The sequence below is a fragment of the Kocuria sp. UBA5001 genome (genome assembly GCF_002398425.1).
Taxonomy (GTDB): Bacteria; Actinomycetota; Actinomycetes; order Actinomycetales; family Micrococcaceae; genus Kocuria; species Kocuria salsicia.
Genome location: NZ_DGYR01000013.1, coordinates 212,230 through 235,276, shown reverse-complemented (window position 1 = coordinate 235,276; position 23,047 = coordinate 212,230). Strand labels below are relative to the sequence as shown.

Here is a 23,047-nt window from a genome sequence, read left to right as displayed (position 1 = left end):
CGGGGCTCGCCGCACTGCCAGGTGACGGGCCACCGGGGCCCGCACGACGACGTCGCACCCGCCGGCCCGTGGTGGGCCTTCCGGCAGACCGAGCTACGGGAAGGTCTAGCGTGACCCCATGGACGAGACACCCACGGACACGACCCACCGATCCGAACCACCCCAGCAGGGCGACGAGACCGCCACCCTGCTGGGGTTCCTGGAATACCTGCGCGCTACGGTCGCGTGGAAGACCGAGGGGCTCAGCACGGCGCAGCTGCACGAACGTCCCCTGCCCAGCACCATGACCCTGGGCGGCATGCTCCGCCACCTCACCTACGTGGAGGACCACTGGTTCTGCTACGTGCTCAGCGGGCAGCGGCAGTGCTCCCCGTGGGACGCCGTGGAGTGGGAGAAGGACCCGGACTGGGACTGGGACTCCGCCTCCGAGGCGGGCGGGGACGCCCTGCGAACGCACTGGGCCGCCGCTGTGGAGCAGTCCCGGCAGCGGTGGGAGAACTTCGCCGCGGAGCACGCTCACCCGATGGACGCGCTCGTGGCCCGTCCCCTCCGCGGGGACATGAACGCCCGGTGGGTGCTCACGCACATGGTCGAGGAGTACGCGCGCCACTGCGGCCACGCAGACCTGCTGCGGGAGGCGATCGATGGCGCCGTCGGGGAGTGAGGTCCTTGCGACCGACGGCGCCTGGGCCGACCCACGAGCCCGGGCCACGCCACTCGGTGTCGGGATGGCGGTCGCACGGGTCAGTCACGAGCCGGGCGGGCCACCGTCACTCCACTCGGCAGCCGCAGCTCACCGGATCCTGTGGGATCGGTTCCAGGCTGCGTACCGCCAGCAGGTGACACTCTGGGAAGCGGTGGCCCTCGTCCGGGCGGCTCATGGTGTGCCAGACCTCGCGGAAGCCGGCCCGCAGGAGGTGGTCCGCCATCACCTCGGGGTGCCAGCGCCAGGCCGGGCCCACGGCGTGGTCAAAGGAGACGACCGCCCGACCGCGGTCCATCGCCTGGAACGCGAGCATCACCACGCCGCCCTCCGGCATCCGCTCTGCCCGGTCCGCGCGCACGCCCGCCACCCTGCACCGCCCGCTGCGGCACCGTCCGGAACTAGTGCCGTCCGGAACAGGGCCCCGGCGGCGCGGACCCCGGGCGGGAAACGGGCCGTTGTCCCACCCGAGTGGGGTGCCCCGGCAACCCGGCCGTGCGGCGTCGTCCTCCCTGCGTCCCGGGCCGCCGCTCAGCGGGAACTGGCCGTGGCCACGGAGCACGCGTCCGCGAACGCGCCCCGGTAGGCCGCGGCGGGGTGAGTGTCCTTCACGCGGTCCTGGCCGGCTCCGTAGAGGGACTCGCGCAGGGTGGAGCCCTCGTACTCGGTGCGGTAGCGGCCGCGGGCCTGCAGTTCGGGGACCACGTACTCCACGAAGTCCTCGAAGGAGCCCGGGCTCACGTGGTAGGCCAGGTTGATGCCGTCCAGGCCGCCCTCGTCCACCCAGCGCTCCAGCTCGTCCGCCACGGTGGACGGAGAGCCCACGATCACGGCGCCCATCCCGCCCAGGGCGCAGTGCTTGGCGATCTCCTCGCGCGTCCACCGCTTGTCCTTCGCCTGGAGGGTGAACGGGGTGAGGAAGGACTGGATGGAGTCGGTCTTGATGTAGTTCAGGGCCTCGTCCTCCGGGAACTGGGAGAGGTCCACGCCGGACCAGCCGCCGATGATCGCCTGGGACGCCTCCAGGTCCACGTACTGCAGGTAGTCACGGTACTTCTCCGCGGCCTCCTCATCCGTGTCCGCGACCACCACGGAGAGCATCGCGTAGATCTTCACGTCCTCCGGGTCCCGGCCCTGGGCCTGCGCCTGCTCGCGGATCTTGTCCGTCATGTACCGGGTGAGGTCCGGGCGGGTGCCGCCGATGAACACCGCCTCCGCGTGCCGCCCGGCGAACGCCTGCCCGCGCGAGGATGCACCCGCCTGGAAGATCAGCGGCGTGCGCTGCGGGGACGGCTCGGTCAGCCCGGCCCCGGGAACCGTGAAGTGCTCGCCGGCGTGCCGGATGGGGTGCACCTTGGTGGGGTCCGCGTAGACCCCGGATTCGCGGTCCTTCACCACGGCGTCGTCCTCCCACGAGCCCTCCCAGAGCTTGTAGCACACGTCCAGGAACTCCTCCGCGATCTCGTAGCGCTGGTCGTGCTCGATCTGGCGCGGCAGCCCCTGGTTCTCAGCGGCGGAGGGCAGGTAGGAGGTGACCACGTTGAAGCCCACGCGCCCGCGCGTGAGGTGGTCCAGCGTGGCGAACTTCCGGGCGAGGGTGTAGGGCTGCTCGTAGGTCACTGCGCTCGTGACGCCGAAGCCCAGGTGCTCCGTCACGGCGGCCATGGCCGAGACCTGCATGAACGGGTCGTTGACCGGGACCTGCGCGCCGTCCCGCACGGCCGGTGCCGCGGAGTTGCGGTAGATGTCGTAGATCCCGACGACGTCCGCCAGGAAGAGTGCGTCGAACTTCCCCTTCTCCAGCAGCCGGGCCAGATTCGTCCAGTACTCGAGCGTGTTGTACTCGGTGGCCCGGGACCGCGGGTGCCGCCACAGGCCAAAGCTCTGGTGGTCCACACAGGTCATGTCAAATGCGTTGACGGAGATCCGCTTGCTCATGTGCCGGTTCCTTGAAGTTGACGCAACCCGCACCCCGTGCACCGCCCGCGGCGGCCATCTGCGGGTCCAGCGCGCGCGTGTGCGGCGCCGTACTTGCCGCATGCGGTGTGCCATGCGGCCCGATCCTCACCTGGGGCACCCCGCTACGGGAGAGGGTTGCCGTCCGACAAGCCAGGGCTGAACGTCGGAACTCGTGATCGTCTCGATCCAGAGTCTAACCACGCTCCCTCAGCAGGCGAAGCTCCACGTGACGCCGCGTGACCCCGCGCACCACCGATCCCCGTGGGCTGTCTCACACCGACTTGCATCACCGCTCCGGGCAACCGTTGAATGAGGGCGTTCCCATCCGGAGCGGCTGAGAGACCTGGCTCGTCGACGTCGCAGCAACCGGCCCCACGCGGGCAAGGTGCTAATGCCAGGAACGATGGAGTTGATGAGTTGCGTCATGTCCTCACACGCCCGGACACCGCCCTCGACGCCGCGGCGGTCTCGTTCGAGAACCTGGGCAAGTCCTTCCCCTCCCGCGACGGTCGGTACGAGCAGCCCGTCCTGACGGACGTCTCCTTCCGGGTCGAGCCGGGAGAGATCGTCACCGTCCTGGGCCCCTCGGGCTGCGGGAAGTCGACGCTGCTGCGCGCGGTGGGCGGCCTCAGCGCCCCCACGTCCGGCGCGGTACGGATCGACGACGACGTCGTCTCCGGGATCGACCCGCGCTGCGCCGTCGGCTTTCAGGAGCCGCGGCTGCTGCCCTGGCGCACGATCACGAAGAACGTGGAACTCGGCCTGCCCGCGAGAACCCCGAGCGGCACTGGCCGACGCCGGGTGGCCGAGCTGCTGGATCTCGTGGGGCTGACCCACCACGCGGGCCACCGCCCCGGAGAGGTCTCGGGCGGCATGGCGCAGCGCGCGTCGCTGGCCCGTGCGCTGGCCCGCAACCCCCGGGTGCTGCTGCTGGACGAACCCTTCGGCGCGCTGGACGCCCTCACCCGGATCCGCATGCAGGACCTCCTGCTGCAGGTGCACCGGGCGGATCCGACAACGGTCCTGATGGTCACGCACGACGTCGAGGAGGCGCTCGTCCTCTCCGACCGCGTGGTCGTCCTGACCCGAGAGACCCCCACGAGCCCGGCCACGGTGGCGGAGGTGCTCGCCCCGGATCAGGCCCGCCCGCGCTCCCGGGACGACACCCGCCTCACCGCCATGCGCACCCACCTGCTGCGCCTGCTCGGTGTGGAGCGCTGAGGGGTGCCCGTCGTCTCACGCCGGGGCGTGCTGCGTGCCGCCGCCCTCTCCCCCCTGGCGCTGCCGTTGAGCGGCTGCGTCATGGCCGGGGAGGGCCCCGGACGCGGCGTGGCCGGCGGCTCCGCGGACGAGATCTACCTGGACTACGCCACGTACAACCCGCTGTCACTGATCATCAAGTCCAAGGGGTGGCTCGAGAAGGTTGCCGCCGAGCACGGCCAGAGCGTCACCTGGGTCTACTCGGCCGGGTCGAACAAGGCGAACGAGTCCCTGCGCGCGGGCGTGGTCGATGTCGGCTCCACCGCCGGCTCGGCCGCGCTGCTGGCACGGGCCAACGGCTCCCCGATCAAGACCATCAGCCTCTTCTCCCAGCCCGAGTGGTCTGCCCTGGTGCGCACGGCGGCCTCGCCCGTGCGCGCCATCGCTGACCTCGCAGGCAAGAGCGTGGCCGTCACCAAGGGGACGGACCCCTACTTCTTCCTGCTGCAGTCCCTGAAGGCTGCGGGGATGAGCGCGGAGGACGTCACCGTGACGAACCTCCAGCACGCGGACGGGCGCACGGCCCTGGACTCCGGCCGGGTGGACGCCTGGTCCGGGCTGGACCCGATCATGGCGGCGTCCGAGCAGAACGGCGACGTGCTGTTCCACCGCAAACTCGAGTACAACACCTACGGCTTCCTCAACGTCCGCGAGGTCTTCCTGCGGCTGAACCCCACCGGCGCCCAGGACGTGGTGAACACCTACGCCTATGCCCGCTCCTGGGCGGCGCGGCACCGTGACGAGGGGATCGAGGTCCTCGCGGAAGCGGCGAAGATCGACCTCGACACCGCCACCCGTGTGTGGCACCGCACCCACCTGGACATCGACCCCGTCCCCGGCGAGAAGCAGCTCGCCGTGCTGCGGGAGGTGGGCCCGATCCTCGTCGACTCGGGGGACGTGCCCTCGCAGCAGGATGTGGACGACGCCCTCGCGGGGATTGTCGAGCAGCACTACGCACAGAGCGCGGACGCCGACGCCGCGGCCCGGGCCATCGAAGGGAACGCCCCATGAGCACGCACTCCACCTCCGGAAGCACGACCCTGGACGAGGTGACCGGCGAACCCCTCGGCGGCGCGAACGCGAGCACGGTGCCCGCCGCCGAGCACGAAGGCTCCGGTCCGCTGCCCCCACGACGTCGACGGGCAGGTTCCGTGCCGCGCACCCGGCTCACGGTCGCCCTGCTCGGACTGGTGCTGCCCGTCCTGCTGCTGCTCGTGTGGCACCTCCTGTCCACGAACGGCTTCTACTCCCCTGTGCAGCTCCCGCAGCCCTCGGCCGTCCTCGGCGCCGGGTGGGAGCTGCTGCGCAGCGGTGACCTGTGGGTGCACGTGGGGATCTCCACCCAGCGCGTGGTCGTAGGATTCATGCTCGGCAGCGCCCTGGGCCTCGCCGTCGGCGCCCTGGTGGGACTCTCCCCGTGGGCGCGGATCCTCGCCGGGCCCACCGTCGGAGCCCTGCGCGCGGTACCGTCCCTGGCCTGGGTTCCGCTGCTGCTGCTGTGGATCGGGATTGGGGAGAACTCCAAGGTGACCCTGGTGGCCATCGGCGCGTTCTTCCCCGTGTACACCACGGTCTCCGCGGCGCTGCAGCACGTGGACGGGCAGATCGTCGAGGCGGCCCGCTCGTTCGGCATCCGGGGCGTCCGGCTGTTCACCACCGTGCAGCTGCCCGCCGTGCTGCCCGCCGTGATCTCCGGGCTGCGTCTCGCGCTGGCCCAGGCGTGGCTGTTCCTCGTGGCCGCCGAGCTGCTCGGCTCCTCCATGGGGCTCGGATTTCTGCTCACCGACTCGCAGAACAACGGTCGCACGGACCGGCTCCTGCTCGCGATCGTGCTGCTCGCCGTGCTGGGCAAGCTGACAGATGCGCTGATCGGGGTCTTCGAGCGCTGGACACAGCACCGGTGGGGCTCGGCCCCCGCCACCTGAGCCCGGTTTCTCGTCCGGGCGGCGTCGGCACCCGACGACGACGCCCGCACCCCTGAGCACGCCACCCACCCGAGGCGCGAGCCCCACGGCCGCCGCCCCCTGACCTCCGACGGACCATGAACCAGGAGACACCACGATGACCGCGTTCGCATACACGGACCCCCACGCCCCCACCCCGAACCCCGCGCTCATCTCGGACGAGGCGCGGATCGAGTTCTGGGCGGAGCAGGCCGGCCGGCTGGACTGGGCCGAGCCGTGGCACACGACCCACCGCTTCGAGAAGCCGCGGCGCACCGGGGAGGACGAGGACGGCAATCCCACCTACACGGTCCCGGAGATCGCGTGGTTCGAGGGCGGCACGCTCAACGTGTCCTACAACTGCGTGGACCGCCACGTGGCAGCGGGGCGCGGCAACCACGTGGCCCTGTACTTCGAGGGCGAGCCCGGGGACCGTGCGGTCTACACGTACGCGGACCTGCAGCGGGAGGTCTGCAAGGCCGCCAACGCCCTGCTGGACCTCGGTGTGGAGAAGGGCGACCGCGTGGTGATCTACCTGCCCGTGATCCCCGAGACGGTCATCATCACGCTGGCGTGCGCCCGGATCGGCGCGGTGCACTCACTGGTCTTCGGCGGGTTCTCAGCCGAGGCGCTGAAGTTCCGTGTGGAGGACACCGGCGCGAAGGTGCTGGTGACCACGGACGGGCAGAACCGGCGCGGCGTCGTCGTGCCCGTGAAAGCCGCGGCGGACGAAGCGTGCAACGGGGAGAACGCGATCGAGCACGTGGTGGTGGTGCGCCGCACCTCACGCCCCGGCCGCACGGACCTGCCGCGGGGCACGCGCGGGCTGCGGTCCAAGGACCAGGAGCTCGTGCCGTGGACGCCCGGACGGGACGTGTGGTGGCACGAGCTCACCGCGCAGGCCTCCGAGGTCCACGAACCCGAGGCGTTCGACGCCGAGACGCCGCTGTTCATCATCTACACGTCCGGCACCACCGGGAAACCCAAGGGCCTGGTCCACACCATGGGCGGGTACCTGGTGCAGACGGCATACACCCACGCGCTCATGTTCGATCTCCTGCCGGACGTCCCGGACGCGGACGGAACTGTGCGCCCGGACGAGCTCTCGACCGTGAACGATCCGGCCAAGGTGGACTCGACCGTCCACTGGTGCACCGCGGACCTCGCGTGGGTCACCGCCCACACCTACGAGATCTACGGACCGCTGGTCAACGGCGTGTCGGAGGTGATCTACGAGGGCACCCCGAACACCCCTGACTACGGCCGGCACTTCGAGGTCATCGAGCGCTACGGCGTGACCAACTACTACACCGCGCCCACTCTGATCCGCTCGCTCATGGGCGCGTTCCCCAGGGGCCTGCCGCCGGTCTACAACCTGTCCTCGATCCGCCTGCTCGGCTCCGTGGGCGAGTCCATCAACCCCGAGGCGTGGCGCTGGCTGCGCGCGCAGGTGGGCCGGGACGAGGTGCCGTTCGTGGACACCTGGTGGCAGTCCGAGACGGGGTCGTGCGTGGCCTCCCCGCGTCCGCGCGACCCGCAGTTCGCCCCTCCCGGCACGTTCGACGACGCCGCTCCGCACACCTCTCCGAAGCCCGGCTGCGTCACGCGCGCGGTGCCGGGGGTGTCGCTGCGCGTGGTGGACGAGTCCGGCGAGGACGTGGCCCCGGGGCTGCAGGGCTTCGCGGTGGTCGACAAGATCGGCCCGTCCATGGCGCGGACGGTGTGGAAGGACCCGCAGCGCTTCCTCGCCTCCTACTGGGCGGCCTACGGCGAGCGCGGCTGGTTCCTGGCCGGGGACGGCGCCCGCACGGACGAGGAGGGGGACCTCTACATCCTCGGGCGCGTGGACGACGTCATCAACGTGTCCGGGCACCGGTTGTCGACCATTGAGATCGAGTCCGCGCTGGTCACCCACCCGCACGTGGTGGAGGCCGGGGCCACGCCGGTGACGGACCCGGTGACCGGGCACGCGGTGCTCGCCTACGTGGTGCTCAGCCGTGCGGCGCTGTCCCTGTCCCAGGAGGAGGTGCGGGACGAGCTGCGCGCCCACGTGGCCCGGGAAATCGGTCCGATCGCCAAGCCGCGGGAGGTCGTCGCCGTGCCGGACCTGCCCAAGACGCGCTCCGGAAAGATCACCCGCCGCCTGCTGGGCCAGCTCTACGAGGGCGCGCCCCTGGGCGACCGTTCCTCGCTGCAGAACGAGGAGGCGCTGGACGCGATCGCGGACGTCCTGGCGGCACGGGGGCAGGTCGGCCAGGGCCCGGACCGCCGTCGCCGTCGTACGTCCTTGTAGCCTGCACCCATGGACGACCCTCCCGCAGACGCCTCCTCCGACCAGGTCCCCGCGGTCGGCCCTGCACGGTTGCTGCTGCCCCGCGAGGTGACCGCCACCGAGGAGCAGCAGCGGGCGATCGCTGCGGGGTTGCAGCCCCACTGGTGGTCAGGATGGCGCCCGCGCTTCCCTCCCTCCGGGCGGACGTGGAGGCGGCGGTCCGCGGGGTGTCACCGCCGCAGACCTGAACCACCTGGTGGGCCCGCCGAGGTCGAGGGGTCCGAGGGAGCTGAGTGCACCGGCAGGCGTGACCGCGTGTGACCCCCGGAACTGGTCCCTCCCGCGCCACCTTCTAGGATTGGGCAGTGATGACTTTCTCCGATCCCTCCCCGCGAGAGCCCGCCGCGCGCGCGTCACGCCCCGCCGCGCCGGCTGCCGTCCCCTCGGACGCGCCCGACGACGCCGCCCCGCGCTCGAACGCGTGGCAGCGCACCCTGGGAGCGGCGTCGAACCCGGACCTGAAGCTCGCCATGGCGGCCTCAGGCACCGCGCTGAGCCTGTTCACCGTGGGGCACATGGCCGGGAACATGCAGGTCTACGCGGGCCGTGAGCGGTTCAACGAGTACGCCCGGCTGCTGCGCCGCGCGGGCGCCCCGGTGCTGCCGCCGAACACCCTGCTGTGGGTCGCGCGGGCCGGTCTGCTCGCGAGCGCCGGTGTGCACGTGCTCGCGGGCACCGAGCTCACGCTGCGCAGCATGCGCTGGGAGGGCCGAACGGTCGCGGTCACAGCGCGGCAGGTCACGCTCCGGATCGCCACGGTGGTGGGCTCGCGTCCCCGCCCTGCGCTGCCCGGGCGGGCCCTGGGCGTCCCGACGAGCGCACCCGAACAGCCAACGGGTGCACCCACGGGCACGCCGAAGGCCTCCCGCCGCGCGCCATTTGCCGGCGCCTTCCTCCCCGACCGCTCCGGCGCCCCCCGCAGGCGCCCCCGGGGACGACGTCGCACACTCCCCCAGCTCGTCGCCCGGTCGATGCGCTCCACGGGCGCGGTCCTGGGCCTGTTCGTGGGCTACCACGTGATGGACCTCACCACCGGAACCCGCCCGGCGGCCGCGCGCTCCTTCGAGCACGGTGACGCCTACGGAAACCTGGTCTCGAGCCTGTCCCGGCCGGTGGTCGCGGCGTTCTACGCGGCGTCGATGGCCGCCCTGGCCGGGCACATGGTCCACGGGCTGCGCACCGCCGCGCTGGACACCGGGCTCACCGGGACCGCCCAGCGTGTGCACCGGGTGGACGTGGCCGCGAAGGCCGTGGGCGCCGTCGTCGCGATTGGCAACGTGAGCATTCCTGTAGCCGTACAAATCAAGGTGGTGCGCTGATGCTGCTGACCGTGCACGTCTGGCGACAGCCGGACGCCGAGACCCAGGGCGGCTTCGAGACCGTCCATCCCGTGGAGGCGCGCGAGGAGATGAGCGTCCTCGAGCTGCTGGACGCCGTCAACGAGACCCTGGAGCGCCAGGGGGACGAGCCCGTGAGCTTCGACGATGGTTGCCGCGAGGGCATCTGCGGCAAGTGCGGCGTGACCGTGGACGGTGTCCCGCACGGTCCGGACCGCAACAGGGCCTCGTGCATGCAGTCCCTGAACGCCTACCGGGACGGGGACGAGATCTTCGTCGAGCCCATGCGCGCCGGTGCCCTGCCGGTCAAGAAGGACCTCTCCGTGGACAAGAAGTCCCTGCGGCGGGTCTCCAAGGAGGCCAAGTTCCCGGTGGCCATGAAGGCCCTGAACACCGCGGGCTGCATCAGCTGCGGCGCGTGCATCGCCGCGTGCCCCAACGGCTCCGGCCAGCTGTTCGTGGGCACCATGCTCAAGCACCTGCCGCCGCTGGCCAAGACCCCCGAGGAGCGCGACGAACGCGCCGCCAAGGTGCTCGACGCCGCCGACCAGGAGTTCGGCCCGTGCTCCCTGCTGGGCGACTGCACCGAGGTGTGCCCCGCCGGGCTGCCGCTGCAGAACCTCACCTCCGTCACGCGGGAGAACCTGCACCGCAAGTTCCCGGAGCGCTACCCCGCGCCGCAGGGCCCCGACGACGACGAGGGCTCCGCGGGCGCCGAGAAGAAGTAGCCGCGCGGCGTCACACCGGTTTGTGGGCCACCCGGGGTCCGTCCCACAATGGACGGACCATCCCGAGCGGCCGAGAGACCTGGATCGACGACGCCGCAGCAACCCGCAGCGCCCGGCCCGCTGCACGGTGCTACCGCCAGGACCGATGGAGCGTTCGCACTCGCTGCAACAGTTTCACCGCGGGACCCACTGCGCAGGCCGTTCAGGAGGATCCATGGCCGAGCACCAGTTCGGTTTCCGCACCCGGGCCCTGCACGCGGGCGGCACCCCGGACGCCGAGCACGGCGCGCGTTCCGTGCCGATCTACCAGACCAGTTCGTTCGTGTTCAAGGACGCCGACGACGCCGCCAACCTGTTCGCGCTGCAGAAGTACGGCAACATCTACTCCCGGATCGGCAACCCCACGGTCTCGGCCCTGGAGGAGCGCATCGCCTCCCTCGAGGGCGGGATCGGCGCGGTGGCCACCGCCTCGGGCATGGCCGCCGAGTTCATCACGTTCGCCGCGCTGTGCGGGCAGGGTGACCACGTGGTGGCCTCGTCCCAGCTCTACGGAGGCACGGTCACCCAGCTGGACGTGACCCTGCGCCGCTTCGGGGTGGAGACCACGTTCGTGCCCGGTACGGACGCGGCGGACTACCGCGCGGCGCTGACCGGGAACACCAAGGCTGTCTACGCGGAGCTCGTGGCCAACCCGTCCGGGGAGATCGCGGACCTGGAGGGTCTTGCGGAGGTCGCCCACGAGGCCGGTGTGCCGCTGGTCGTCGATGCCACCCTGAACACCCCGTACCTGTGCCGCCCGTTCGAGCACGGCGCGGACATCGTGATCCACTCGATCACCAAGTTCCTGGGCGGGCACGGCAATACCCTGGGTGGCGTGGTGGTCGAATCCGGCCGCTTCGACTGGGGCAACGGGAACTTCCCAGCCATGACCGAACCGGTCCCCTCCTACAACAACGTGACGTGGTGGGGGAACTTCGGTGAGTACGGGTTCCTGACCAAGCTGCGTTCGGAGCAGCTGCGGGACATCGGGCCCGCCCTGACCCCGCAGGCAGCGTGGAACCTGCTTCAGGGTGTGGAGACTCTTCCCCAGCGCATGGACGCCCACGTGGGCAACGCGCGCGAGGTGGTGCAGTGGCTGCACAGCGACCCCCGCATCTCCTACGTCAACTACGCCGGGCTGGAGGACCACCCTCACCACGACCGCGCGCAGAAGTATCTCCCGCACGGTGTGGGCTCGGTCTTCGCGTTCGGGGTCGCCGGAACGGACGAGCTGAGCGGGCGCGAGGTGGGCGCCCGGTTCATCGGCGCCCTGCAGCTCGCCTCCCATCTGGCCAACATCGGAGATGCCCGCACCCTCGTGCTGCACCCCGCCTCCACCACGCACCAGCAGCTGAGCTCCGAGCAGCTCGCGGCCGGCGGTGTGAAGGAGGACCTCATCCGCATCTCCGTGGGGCTGGAGGACGCGGCGGACATCATCTGGGACCTGGACCAGGCGCTCACCGCGGCCAGTGGCAGGAACCGGGAGGGCGGCGTCGTCGGCCCCGAGGCCATCCTCGAGGACGCCGCACGGCAGATCCTTGAGCAGGACACCAGCGCCACAGGCGCGCACGAAGGAGGACGGGCATGAGCACCGAACGCACCTGGGTGGGCCCCAGCGCCCCCGAACGGCTGGGCATCCTGAGGAGCACCCGCTCCGTGGCGATCGTGGGGATGTCCAACAAGCCCTCGCGCGCGAGCTACTTCGTGGCCACCTACCTGCGCTCCTCGAGCCCGTACCGCGTGTACTTCGTGAACCCGGTGCTGGACGAGGTGCTCGGCGAGAAGGTCTACCCGTCCCTCGCGCACCTGCCGGAGCCCCCGGACCTCGTGGACGTGTTCCGCAAGGACGCTGACCTGCCCGGGGTGGCGCAGGAAGCGGTCGATGCGGGCGCGAAGACGCTGTGGCTGCAGCTCGGCTCCTGGAACGAGGAAGCCGCGAGGATCGCGGAGGACGCCGGACTGAACGTGGTCATGGACCGCTGCGTGAAGATCGAGCACGCACGCTTCCACGGCGGCCTGCACCTCGCGGGCTTCAACACGGGAGTGGTCTCCGCGAAGCGCCAGGTTCTCGCGTAACCGGGACGGCGGCCCTCTGAGGTGTAGGGACACCCGGATTTCCTGCACGGAACCGGGTACCTCTACACCTCGGATTCATGTCCGGGCCGCGCAGTGCCACGACGACGACGCCGCACCCTCTGCTGCGCGGCACGGGCCTCGGCTGGTGCGCACCTCAGCTGGAACGTGCCCCTGCCGGTCAGCGCCTCAGGCAGCGCACCACCGCGGCCACCCGCTGCCAGCCCTGCGCCTCGCGGGCGGGGAGCTCACTCTCCGGCACGACCGTGTACAGGCGCTCGGCGTCCGCGAGGAAGGCCTCGTTGGCCATGGCGGAGACGAGCGGGTCCAGCACCTCGGCAGGATCGCGGTCCTGCGACGAGTCCGCGTGCAGCGCGCCCACGAACGCGACGCCCTCCTGCACGGACATGGCCGAGTGAGCCACGGGCTGACCCCACTCGTCCACCTCGAAGCGCGACCAGTCGCCCATTGGTGCATCGAAGAGTCCGGCGTCCCCGGGGAAGCCCAGGCCGCGGTCGAGGTCCTGCACCGCGCCGCAGAGCAGCACGTCGGTGGAGAGGACGTCGCTGCCCGCCGCCACGACGGCATCCCGGACCGTACCCGCGTCCGAGGGCTCACACACCAGGACCAGCTCCACGCCGGCCACCGTGTCCTGCGGGAGGGAACCGTTCCACGCCCGAACGCCCTGTGGGGTCTCGTCCTCGCGGATGGCGGCCCATCCGCCCGCCCAGGCATCGAGGTCCGACTGCCACTGCTGCGTCATGAGCTGCTCCTTCCGCGGAAAACGTCCCTCACGAGTATGCCACCGCGGCCGGTCGCCGGAGGGGCTGCGGCACCCGGTGCCGGGGGCGGCGCACGCACGCGCCCGGTCATGTCTCTATGCTTGGCGGATGAATGCTCGGCGGGGTGCGCCCCGACCGGGCCGCGCCTTCGCCACCCCACCACACCTGCGAGGAGTCCCACCTGTGTCCGTCAAGAAAACCATGCAAGTCTCACTGGCCTTCGTGGGCCTGATGGTCGGTGCCGGTTTCGCGACCGGTCAAGAGGTCATCCAGTACTTCATCTCGTTCGGTGCGTGGGGTCTCGCCGGGGCGATCGTGGCCGGGGTGCTGATGATCACCGCCGGTGCCGTGATCATCAACATCGGCAGCTACTTCATGGCGGACGAGCACCGTCAGGTCTTCAGCTCCGTGTCCTCCCCGTGGATCTCCCACTTCCTGGACTACGCAGTGTCGCTCACGCTGTTCGCCATGGGCATCGTGATGCTCGCGGGCGCGGGCTCCACGCTGGAGCAGCAGTTCGGGCTGCCGGCGTGGATCGGCTCGGCCATCATGGTGGCCATTGTGATGGTCACCGGCCTGCTGGACGTCAACAAGGTCACGAACATCATCTCCGCGGTGACGCCCACGATCTTCGTGGCCGTGATCGTGGCGTTCGTCTACACCCTGTTCCAGCTGCCCGTGGACCTGGGTGCCGCGCACGAGCTCGCCGTCCAGGCGGACTCGCCGGTCTCCCCGTGGTGGCTCTCCGCGATCAACTACACCTCCATGGCGCTCATGCTGGGCGTGTCCATGTCCCTGGTGATCGGCGGCAACACCCTGGACCCGCGCGACGCCGGCCGTGGCGGTCTGATCGGCGGCGTGGTCTACACCGTTCTGCTGACCATGAATGCGTTCGCCCTGCTGGTGAACTACCCGAGCGTGGGAGAGGCGGACGTTCCCATGCTCAGGCTCTTCGAGACCATGCACCCCGTCGCGGCCATGGCCATGGTGTTCGTGACGTTCGTGATGATCTACAACACCTGCATCAGCATGTTCTACGCTCTGGGCCGCCGTATGACGGTCAACCACCGCAGCCGCTACGTCCCCATCTTCCTGGTCACCTGTCTCGTGGGCTACGCAATCAGCCTGGTGGGCTTCGGCACTCTCATGAGCGTGGTGTACCCGGTGATCGGCTACGTGGGCCTGGTGCTGATGGTCGTGATGTTCGTGTGGTGGTTCCGCAACCGGGAGAAGATCAGTACGGAGGCCGGGCGCCGCATCCGCATCCGTGCGCTGCTCACCAAGCGCGGCGACGACAGCCAGGACTTCTCCGAGTACAACGAGAACCAGCTGCGTGACGCCACCGAGGGCTCCCCCGCGGACAACGACACCCTCACGGGCGCCATCGACGCCCTCATCAAGCGCGACCAGAACGCGGAGAAGGACTCGTCCTCCTCCTGATCCCCGGCGCGCCCACGGTGCCCGCGAGGGAGCACCCCCGAACGTGAAACAGCCCCCGGCACCTGCCGGGGGCTGTTTCGTGGAAGGGCGCGGGCGGCATCGTCGTCAAGAGCTCGGGACGAGGACGACGACGCCGCGCCCGCGGGATCAGCGGCGCGCCCCGTCCTTGTCGCGGCCCCGCTGCTCCCAGAAGATCGGCAGCGTCACGGTGTCCGTGCCGTCCCACGCGGAGAGCCCGTGCAAACCGGGGATGTCACCGGCCTTGAAGACGGGCTCCACGCCGGCCTTGCGCTGCTCCATGTAGTTCTGCAGCACCTTGGCGGCCACGCCGGCGAGCATCACCAGGGCGATCAGGTTCAGCGTGGCCATGAACGCCATGAACAGGTCCGCCAGGGACCACACCAGGTCCAGGGCCAGGATGGCGCCCATGAACACGCACACGAGCACCGCGAAGCGGTAGACGCCCATGGCCGTGCGGGACTTGGTCATGAAGCGGACGTTGGACTCACCGTAGTAGTAGTTGCCGATCACCGAGGACCACGCGAACAGGAAGATCGCCACGGTCAGGAAGTGCACGGCCCAGTCGCCCAGCTGCATTCCGAGGGCGCTCTGGGTCAGGCCCGCACCCTGGCGCTCGTCTCCGAACGTGGGGTTGGACAGCAGCACGATGAACGCGGTGATCGAGCAGACCAGCATGGTGTCGAAGAAGACGCCCAGGGACTGCACGAAGCCCTGCTTGGCGGGGTGGGAGATGGACGCGGTGGCACCGGCGTTCGGGGCGGAGCCCATGCCAGCCTCGTTGGAGAACAGACCGCGCTTCATGCCCTGGATGATCACGCCGATCAGACCGCCCGTGATGAACTCCCGCATGCCGAAGGCGCCCTGGATGATCATCCCGAACATCGCCGGAACCTCGGTGATGTTCAGGACCAGGACCAGCAGACCCAGGATCAGGTACAGCACGGCCATGACCGGCACGAGCACCTGCGTCACAGAGGAGATGGAACGGATGCCGCCGAAGATCACGGCCGCGGTGAGCACCACGAGGGCCAGACCGAGCACCACGCGCAGCCAGAGGCCCTGCCCGTTGGTGATGTCCACGCCGAAGGAGCCGCTCACGGCGTCCACGATCGAGTTGGACTGCACGGAGTTGAACACGAAGCCGTAGGTGACGGTGATGATGACCGCGAACAGCAGGCCCATCCACCGCTTGTTGAGCCCGCGCTCCATGTAGTACGCGGGACCGCCCACGTAGCCGTCCGCGGTCTTGACCTTGTAGAGCTGGCCCAGCAGGGACTCCACGAAGGCGCTCGCGGCACCGATGGCCGCGATGACCCACATCCAGAACACGGCGCCGGGCCCGCCCAGAGTGATCGCGATGGCCACGCCGGCGATGTTGCCCGTGCCCACGCGCGCAGCGGCGGAGACCGTGAACGCGCGGAACGAGGAGATGCCCTTGCGCCCGTCCTCCTCACCCGCGGGATCGGTCAGCACGCGGAACATCTCGGGGATGCCGCGGAACTGGATGGCCTTGGTGCGGATGGTCAGGTACAAGCCCACGCCGATGAGGATGGCGAAGACCACGTACCAGACGTAGCCACCCACCGTTGCGACGAGCTCTGTCAGTGATTCCATGGAAACTCCGTGTTGTGCGGCTGGGAAGGTTCCGGCCCCGCCGCTGCTCGAGCGGGCGGAGCCGGGAAGGATGAGCGGCACGCTGCGGCACCGATTGAGGACACAGTAGTGCATCCCCGGCGGGTTGCCCGGGATCAGCCCCGGGAGCGGCGGGCTGTGACGGAGCCGCACCGCCCGACGGGCACCCGTGAAACCCGCCCCGGCGACGTCGTGCGCTACGGTCGCTCGTCACGGCGGCCGGGGATCGGCCCCGGGCCCGCCACCACGGGGAAGGCGCCCGTGAAGCCCTGGCGCTGCTGGGCGATCTCGTGGACCCGCCCGCGCACCAGGTACCACCCGAGCACCAGGCACGGGACGAGAGCGAGCGAGGAGACAAGCGTCCACGTGCCCACCGGGTAGTCCACGGCCATGAGCACGAGCACCCCGGCCAGGAACGCGAGCGTGAGCCAGTCCGTGAACGGGGACAGCGGCGCGCGGTACGGCGGCCGGTGGTAGAGCCCGCGCTTGGCCAGGGCGACGAACTTCATGTGGGACATCGTGATGGCCGCCCACCCGGCCATGGTCCCGAGGGCGGCCAGGTTCAGCACGATCTCGAAGGCCTCCTCCGGCACCACCAGGTTCAGGCCCACCCCCAGCAGGGCGACGACGGCGGTCAGCAGGATCCCACCGTAGGGCACCCCGGACGCCGTCAGCCTCCCCGCGAATCGCGGCGCGGAGCCGGCCATGGCCATCGAGTGCACGATCCGCCCGGTCGAGTAGAGCCCGGCGTTGAGCGAGGACAGCGCGGCCGTGATCACCACGAGCTGCATCAGAGGGGCCGCCGCAGCCACGTCGATCGACTCGAAGAACGTGACGAACGGGCTCTCCGTGGCGCTGTACGCGGTGTAGGGCAGCAGCAGGCACAGCAGCAGCACGGAGCCCACGTAGAAAACGGCGATCCGCAGGATCACCAGGTTGATGGCGCGCGGGATGACGCGCTCGGCGTCCCGCGTCTCGCCCGAGGTGGTGCCCACCAGTTCGATGCCCGCGTACGCGAACACCACACCCTGCACCACGATCAGCGCGGGCAGCACGCCCGTGGGCAGCAGGCCCCCGTTCTCGGTGATGAGCGAGAAACCCACCTGCGAGCCGGTGGGGGTCCCGAAGACCACGAAGAGCGTGCCGATCACCAGGAACACCAGCAGTGCGAGCACCTTGACCAGGGCGAACCAGAACTCGAGCTCCCCGAAGATCTTCACCGAGACCAGGTTCAGCGCCAGCACGAGCACCACGACCACCAGGGCCAGCGCCCACTGCGGGATCCCCGCGATGAACTCGCTGTACTGCCCGAACCACGCGATGTAGATGGCGATGGCCGTGGCGTCCGCGACCGCCGTCATCGCCCAGTTCAGCCAGTAGAGCCACCCGGAGACGAACGCGGCCTTCTCCCCGAAGAACTCGCGGCAGTAGGAGACGAAGGAGCCCGACGACGGCCGGTGCACCACCAGCTCCCCCAGCGCACGGAGGATGAGGTAGCCGAAGAACCCGCAGACCGCGTAGAGCACGAACAGGGACGGCCCGGCCTCCCGGAGGCGGCCGCCGGCACCCAGGAACAGTCCCGTGCCGATCGCGCTGCCGATCGCGATCATCTGCAGCTGCCGCTGCCCCAGGCCCTTCCGGAAACCGGAGGCCTCCTCCTGGAACTGCCGTGCCGCGGGCAGTTCCCGCGCCGCGTCCCGTCCATGTGTGGCCATCACACCGTCCCCTTCCAGAAACCCGAGACACGCCGTGGGGACGTGCTGCTCCGCTCCTGGTGAGCCTACGGCGTCGCGCGGACCACACCCGGTGCCACGCCGCTCACCGCGTCACGGCGCGCAACGCACGCGTGCACGCCGCAGGGGCGCTCACCCGGGCACGCGGCCCCGGTGAGCGCCCCCGTGGAGTCCGGCAGAGCGACGTCGCCGTCGGCTCAGTCCTCGACCACCCGCACCGCGCCCTTGTCCGCGGACGTCACCATCGATGCGTACGCGCGCAGGGCCTTGGAGACCTTGCGCTCGCGCGGCCTGGTGGGCTTCCAGGGCGCCTCACCCTTCTCCTGGCGACGGCGGGCCAGCTCGGCGTCGTCCACGTTGACGCGCAGCACGCGGTTCTCCACGTCGATCTCGATCTCGTCACCGTGCTCGATCAGCCCCACCGCACCGCCCGCGGCGGCCTCCGGGGAGATGTGGCCGATCGAGATCCCGGAGGTGCCGCCGGAGAAGCGGCCGTCCGTGATCAGCGCGCACTTCTTGCCCAGCCCCAGGCCCTTGAGGTAGCTCGTGGGGTAGAGCATCTCCTGCATGCCGGGGCCTCCCTTGGGGCCCTCGTACGCGATCACCACGATGTCCCCCTCCTTCACGTTCTTGGAGAGGATCTCGTGCACGGCCTCGTCCTGGGACTCCACCACGAACGCCCTGCTCACGAAGTGGAACAGCTCCGGGTCGATGCCCGCCGTCTTGATGACGGCGCCGTCCTCGGCGATGTTGCCGAAGAGTACGCACAGCCCGCCCTCCTTCGTGTAGGCGTGCTCCACGGAGCGGATGCAGCCCCCAGCGGCGTCCACGTCGTGGTCCTCGTACTCGTTGGCCTGCGAGAACGCCTGGGTGGTGCGCACGCCGCCCGGTGCCGCCAGGAAGAACTCCTTGGCGGCGTCGGATGCCTTGCCCGAGCGGATGTCCCACTCGTCCAGCCACTCGCCCATGGTCTGCGAGTGCACGGTGTGGACGTCCTCGTTCAGCAGCCCGCCGCGGCGCAGCTCCCCCAGGATCGCGGGGATGCCGCCGGCGCGGTGCACGTGCTCGATGTGGAACGTCGTGGAGTTCGGCGCCACCTTGGCCAGGCACGGGACCTGGCGGGAGAGTGCGTCGATGTCCGAGAGGTTGAAGTCCACCTCCGCCTCCTGCGCGGCGGCGAGGATGTGCAGCACGGTGTTGGTGGAGCCGCCCATCGCGATGTCCAGAGCCATGGCGTTCTCGAACGCGGCCTTCGTGGCGATGCTGCGGGGCAGCACGGACTCGTCGTCCTGCTCGTAGTACCTCTTGGCGGACTCCACCGCACGGCGACCGGCCTCCAGGAACAGCCGCTTGCGGTTGACGTGGGTGGCCAGCGTGGTGCCGTTGCCGGGCAGGGACAGTCCCAGCGCCTCGGTCAGGCAGTTCATCGAGTTCGCCGTGAACATCCCGGAGCACGAGCCGCACGTGGGGCACGCGTTCTCCTCGATCTGGGCGAGCTGCGCGTCCGTGACCGACTCGTCCACGGCCAGGGCCATGGCGTCCACCAGGTCCACGCGGTGCTCCACCACGCCCTCCACGCCCTCACCGGACTCCATGGGGCCGCCGGAGACGAACACCACCGGGATGTTCAGCCGCAGCGCCGCCATGAGCATGCCCGGGGTGATCTTGTCGCAGTTGGAGATGCACACGAGCGCGTCCGCGCAGTGCGCGTTGACCATGTACTCCACGGAGTCCGCGATGATGTCGCGGGACGGCAGCGAGTAGAGCATGCCGTCGTGGCCCATGGCGATGCCGTCGTCCACCGCGATGGTGTTGAACTCCTTGGCGACGCCGCCCGCCTCGCGGACCGCGGAGGCCACGAGGTCCCCCATGTTCTTCAGGTGCACGTGGCCCGGCACGAACTGGGTGAACGAGTTCGCGATGGCGATGATGGGCTTGCCGAAGTCCTCGCTACCCATACCGGTGGCGCGCCAGAGGGCACGCGCTCCCGCCATGTTGCGGCCGGTGGTGGACGTCGCTGAACGCAGCTGCGGCACTGTCTTGCCTTCCCCTTGTCTGGGCCGGGACGGGCGGGTCATGGGTGCCGCGCCCCGGCAGAACGCATTCCACCCAGAATACGCGCGGCCCCCGCCGCTGTTCACATGCCGGGCACCGGTCTCACATGGCGGACAGCATCTTGCGCCCGGTGACGACGACGCCGCGTCGCCCGGTTCCCTGCCCGCCGTCGCCTGGTCAGCCGTACCGTCGCCGGCCTGCAGCTCCGCTGACGCCCTGGCCCGCGCCCTGCCGGCGCCCGACCCACGAACCCGCCGCGCGGCGTCGATACCCAGCGCGGACCGGGGCGGGCCCACCTGCCCCGCCGTGCGCCGTCGGGCCGTCCCGCCTGCCCGCCATTGCCGGTCCGCCGAGCCGCGTGACGGAGGCCGTCCCTAGACTGGGCGGACGTCACGCGCCACCCCGCGAAGGAGCAGGAGAGACATGAGCAAGCACAGGCACACGCCCCACCGGGACGACTCCACGGACTTCGCGGTGGACCTGGCCCAGGCGCAGGACCCGCTGGTGATGACGCTGGACATCGGCTCCACCGCCACGCGAGGCTCCCTGCACGACGCCGCCGGGACCCTCGTGCGCGGCTACCGCCACAAGATCCCGCACGCCTTCACCACGGGCGCGGACGGCACCTCCGTGATCGACCCGGACCAGGTGGCCGGGGAGATCGCCGAGATCCTGGACCGCGTGTGCGACCGGGAGGAGCTCGCGGGGCGGGTGCGCGGCGTCGGGCTCGACTCGTTCGCGTCCTCCCTGGTGGGCGTGGATGCCAACGGGGACGCCGTGACCGAGTGCTTCACCTACGGGGACTCCCGCTGCGCACCCCAGCTCGCGGAGCTGCGCGAGGAGCTGGACGAGCGGGACGTGCAGCAGAAGATGGGCGCGCGGCTGCACACCAGCTACCTGGCGCCGCGCTTCCGGTGGCTGCGCGAGACCCGGCCCGAGCAGTTCGCTGCGGCCGAGCGCTGGCTGAGCATCGGCGAGTACGTGTGGCTGCGGCTGCTCGGGACCACCGCCGCCGGCACCGCGACCGCCGCGTGGACCGGGCTGCTCAACCGGCGCTCCGGCAACTGGGACCGGCGGATGCTCAAGGCGGCCGGGATCACCGAGGACGTGCTGTCCCCCGTGCTCGATCCGCACGAGCCGCTGCGGGACGTGGACCCCTCCCGCGTGCAGCGGTGGCGAGGGCTCTCGGAGGCAAACTGGTTCGCGCCGGTCGCGGACGGACTGTGCGCCAACCTGGGCGTGGGCGGTGCAGGCGAGGACACCATCGTGGTCTCCGCCGCGACCTCCGGGGCGATGCGCGTGCTGCTGCACCACCAGCCGCAGGAGATCCCCGCGGGTCTGTGGTGCTACCGGATCGACGACTCGCGGTGCCTGCTGGGCGGGGCCCTCAACGACGTCGGCCGGGCCGTGAGCTGGCTGATCGACACGCTCTCCCTGGACGACGCCGTGCTGAACGACATCGCCGCCCTTCCCGTTTCCACCGACACCCCCGGGGTACTTCCTTTCCTCACCGGAGAGCGCTCCACGGGCTGGGCCGGCAGCGCGCGGGCGGTGTTCTCGGACGTCTCCGCCGCCACGGACGCACCCGCCATGGCCCGCGGGATGCTCGAGGGGATCGCCGGGTCCTACCGCAGGGTCTCCGACGAGTTGGAGGCCGCAGCCCACAGCGTGGAGCGGATCGTGGCGGCCGGGCGGGTCACGCAGGAGCTGCCGTCCTGGCTGCAGATCCTCGGCGACTACCTGGGCAAGCCGGTGATCCACCAGACGATCAAGCGCTCCACGTGCCGCGGCAACGCGCTGCTCATGCTGGAGTCCCTCGCCCCGGACGTGGAGCGCTCCCACCCGAAGCCGGCGGGCACCTACGAGCCCCGCGAGCAGACGCAGGACTACTACCGGGGAGTCCACGAGCGCTTCGAGCACCTCTACGACGCGCTGGTGGCGGGCCGCTGACCCCGCTCCGCCGTTGGCCCTGCCCGCCCTGCTGCGTTTGCTCCGCTAGTGCACACCTGCGCCGCCGGGCCTGCATTTGCTCCGCTAGTGCAGTTTTGGGGCCCCGGATCTGCACTTGCTCAGTTTTTGCAGCCGGTGCCTGCTCGGGTGGGCGGAGTGGCTAGGACGACGACGGCGGTCCCCCTCTTTTCGCCCGTCCGCTCCTATGCGGCCCCGCCCCAACCACGCGGAACCGCGCCCAGGAGGGGAACGCGTCGGCCCGCGACGGGTGGCAGGTCCGCGAGGTACTCCCTGTTGGAGGTCGCCAGGCGGTCGGGGTCGGCGGGCCAGCTGCCCAGCACCACCCCGGCCACCTCGACGCCGCGGTGCAGCAGCGCCTCCAGACTCAGCAGCGTGTGGTTCAGCGTCCCGAGGTCCGGGCGCGCCACCAGCACAGTGCTCACCGTCCCCCCGTCACGTTCCACCGCGTTCACGGGCTCGGACGTCTCGGGAGAACTCAACTGGCCGCTGGTTTCGGCCGCCGCTCGGCCCGTTTGGGCCGCCCCGCCTGGCTCCCCACAAGCCTCCTGCAACGCCACTGCCAGGTCCGCAATCGTGCGCCGGTCCCCGTCCAGCTCCACGAGCACACCCCCGCTGCCCTCCACGATCACGAGGTCGTGGGATTCTTGTAATTCCACAATTTTCATCACGTGCTCCGAGAGCGGGAGCAGCTCCACCCCGTCGATCGCCGCCGCGGGAGGCGGGGCCATCGGCTCGGTGAGACGCTGGCCCTCGGCGGTGGTGAGTGCCTCGGGAGGCACGCCGGCGGCGCGAGCCAGCCGGGCGACGTCGTCAACGTCCCCCGGTTCCCCGCCCCGCATCCCGGTCTGCTGCGGCTTGTAGACCGCGATCCGCCGCCGGCCCACGTTCCACCCGGAGACCGTGAGCGCCGCCGTGGCGTACGTCTTGCCCACGTCCGTGTCGGTTCCCGTCACGACGACGGCGTGGCCCAGGGAGGCGACGAGGTCGCCCAGGGGATTGGTGGTCATGGTCTCTCCTGTCAGAGTGAAAGCAGTGCGGC

Annotated in this window: 18 protein-coding genes and 2 riboswitches; of the genes, 11 read left to right on the top strand and 7 right to left on the bottom strand. The window is 70.6% G+C overall.

Features of this window, described 5'->3' with window-relative positions:
- The first annotated feature begins 118 nt into the window (after positions 1-118).
- On the top strand, positions 119-664 hold the full coding sequence (locus tag B3G12_RS08960) for a DinB family protein (RefSeq protein ID WP_290499948.1): 546 nt from the start codon (positions 119-121) through the stop codon (positions 662-664).
- A gap of 106 nt (positions 665-770) precedes the next feature.
- On the opposite strand, the gene B3G12_RS08955 is transcribed toward B3G12_RS08960, so the two are convergent.
- Both B3G12_RS08955 and B3G12_RS08950 read right to left on the bottom strand, forming a co-directional pair.
- A complete protein-coding gene (locus B3G12_RS08955) occupies positions 771-1,064 on the bottom strand; it encodes a hypothetical protein (protein WP_145012066.1) in 294 nt (97 codons plus the stop codon).
- 170 nt (positions 1,065-1,234) lie between these two features.
- On the bottom strand, positions 1,235-2,641 hold the full coding sequence (locus B3G12_RS08950; protein ID WP_145012069.1) for an LLM class flavin-dependent oxidoreductase: 1,407 nt from the start codon (positions 2,639-2,641) through the stop codon (positions 1,235-1,237).
- 84 nt (positions 2,642-2,725) lie between these two features.
- Positions 2,726-2,840: riboswitch (SAM riboswitch) on the bottom strand.
- Positions 2,841-2,980: 140 nt separating this feature from the next.
- Positions 2,981-3,072, top strand: a riboswitch (SAM riboswitch).
- A gap of 7 nt (positions 3,073-3,079) precedes the next feature.
- Here B3G12_RS08950 and B3G12_RS08945 point away from each other — a divergent pair.
- From B3G12_RS08945 to B3G12_RS08910, 8 genes are all read left to right on the top strand, one after another.
- Complete coding sequence (locus B3G12_RS08945; RefSeq protein ID WP_290499947.1) at positions 3,080-3,883, top strand: ABC transporter ATP-binding protein; 804 nt, start codon at positions 3,080-3,082, stop codon at positions 3,881-3,883.
- A 3-nt stretch (positions 3,884-3,886) separates the two neighbouring features.
- Positions 3,887-4,933, top strand: a complete 1,047-nt coding sequence (locus B3G12_RS08940) for an aliphatic sulfonate ABC transporter substrate-binding protein (RefSeq protein WP_290499946.1) — start codon at positions 3,887-3,889, stop codon at positions 4,931-4,933.
- Positions 4,930-5,847, top strand: coding sequence for an ABC transporter permease (locus B3G12_RS08935; protein WP_145012075.1), 918 nt, complete (start codon positions 4,930-4,932; stop codon positions 5,845-5,847). The genes B3G12_RS08940 and B3G12_RS08935 overlap by 4 nt, the downstream gene beginning before the upstream one ends.
- Positions 5,848-5,983: 136 nt before the next feature.
- Complete coding sequence (locus B3G12_RS08930) at positions 5,984-8,158, top strand: AMP-binding protein (protein ID WP_290499945.1); 2,175 nt, start codon at positions 5,984-5,986, stop codon at positions 8,156-8,158.
- A 347-nt stretch (positions 8,159-8,505) separates the two neighbouring features.
- A complete protein-coding gene (locus B3G12_RS08925; protein WP_290499944.1) occupies positions 8,506-9,516 on the top strand; it encodes a hypothetical protein in 1,011 nt (336 codons plus the stop codon).
- The gene (locus B3G12_RS08920; protein ID WP_290499943.1) at positions 9,516-10,262 is read left to right on the top strand and encodes a succinate dehydrogenase/fumarate reductase iron-sulfur subunit; all 747 of its coding nucleotides are present in this window, start codon (positions 9,516-9,518) and stop codon (positions 10,260-10,262) included. Before B3G12_RS08925 ends, B3G12_RS08920 begins: the two co-directional genes overlap by 1 nt.
- Positions 10,263-10,476: 214 nt before the next feature.
- Positions 10,477-11,889: an O-acetylhomoserine aminocarboxypropyltransferase/cysteine synthase family protein gene (locus B3G12_RS08915; RefSeq protein ID WP_290499942.1), complete on the top strand. Its 1,413-nt coding sequence runs from the start codon at positions 10,477-10,479 to the stop codon at positions 11,887-11,889.
- Complete coding sequence (locus B3G12_RS08910; RefSeq protein ID WP_144828374.1) at positions 11,886-12,377, top strand: CoA-binding protein; 492 nt, start codon at positions 11,886-11,888, stop codon at positions 12,375-12,377. Before B3G12_RS08915 ends, B3G12_RS08910 begins: the two co-directional genes overlap by 4 nt.
- Positions 12,378-12,555: 178 nt before the next feature.
- Here B3G12_RS08910 and B3G12_RS08905 read toward each other — a convergent pair whose 3' ends face one another.
- Positions 12,556-13,137 carry a hypothetical protein gene (locus B3G12_RS08905; RefSeq protein WP_290499941.1) on the bottom strand — a complete coding sequence of 194 codons (582 nt, stop codon included), beginning with the start codon at positions 13,135-13,137 and terminating at the stop codon, positions 12,556-12,558.
- Positions 13,138-13,339: 202 nt separating this feature from the next.
- On the opposite strand from B3G12_RS08905, the gene B3G12_RS08900 reads away from it, so the two are divergent.
- Positions 13,340-14,596, top strand: coding sequence for a hypothetical protein (locus B3G12_RS08900; protein WP_144941199.1), 1,257 nt, complete (start codon positions 13,340-13,342; stop codon positions 14,594-14,596).
- A 147-nt stretch (positions 14,597-14,743) separates the two neighbouring features.
- On the opposite strand, the gene B3G12_RS08895 is transcribed toward B3G12_RS08900, so the two are convergent.
- The 3 genes from B3G12_RS08895 to ilvD all read right to left on the bottom strand — a co-directional run bounded on the left by B3G12_RS08895 (position 14,744) and on the right by ilvD (position 20,018).
- Positions 14,744-16,231, bottom strand: coding sequence for an alanine/glycine:cation symporter family protein (locus B3G12_RS08895; RefSeq protein WP_290499940.1), 1,488 nt, complete (start codon positions 16,229-16,231; stop codon positions 14,744-14,746).
- Positions 16,232-16,446: 215 nt separating this feature from the next.
- Positions 16,447-17,964 (bottom strand): amino acid permease, encoded by a 1,518-nt coding sequence (locus tag B3G12_RS08890; RefSeq protein ID WP_290499939.1) that lies wholly within the window; start codon positions 17,962-17,964, stop codon positions 16,447-16,449.
- Between the two features lie 215 nt (positions 17,965-18,179).
- Complete coding sequence (gene ilvD, locus B3G12_RS08885) at positions 18,180-20,018, bottom strand: dihydroxy-acid dehydratase (protein WP_290499938.1); 1,839 nt, start codon at positions 20,016-20,018, stop codon at positions 18,180-18,182.
- 442 nt (positions 20,019-20,460) lie between these two features.
- Between ilvD and B3G12_RS08880 the strand changes: the two genes are divergently transcribed.
- Positions 20,461-21,987: a gluconokinase gene (locus B3G12_RS08880; protein WP_145012098.1), complete on the top strand. Its 1,527-nt coding sequence runs from the start codon at positions 20,461-20,463 to the stop codon at positions 21,985-21,987.
- A gap of 203 nt (positions 21,988-22,190) precedes the next feature.
- On the opposite strand, the gene bioD is transcribed toward B3G12_RS08880, so the two are convergent.
- Positions 22,191-23,015, bottom strand: coding sequence for an ATP-dependent dethiobiotin synthetase BioD (gene bioD / locus B3G12_RS08875; RefSeq protein ID WP_290499937.1), 825 nt, complete (start codon positions 23,013-23,015; stop codon positions 22,191-22,193).
- Positions 23,016-23,047 lie beyond the last annotated feature (32 nt).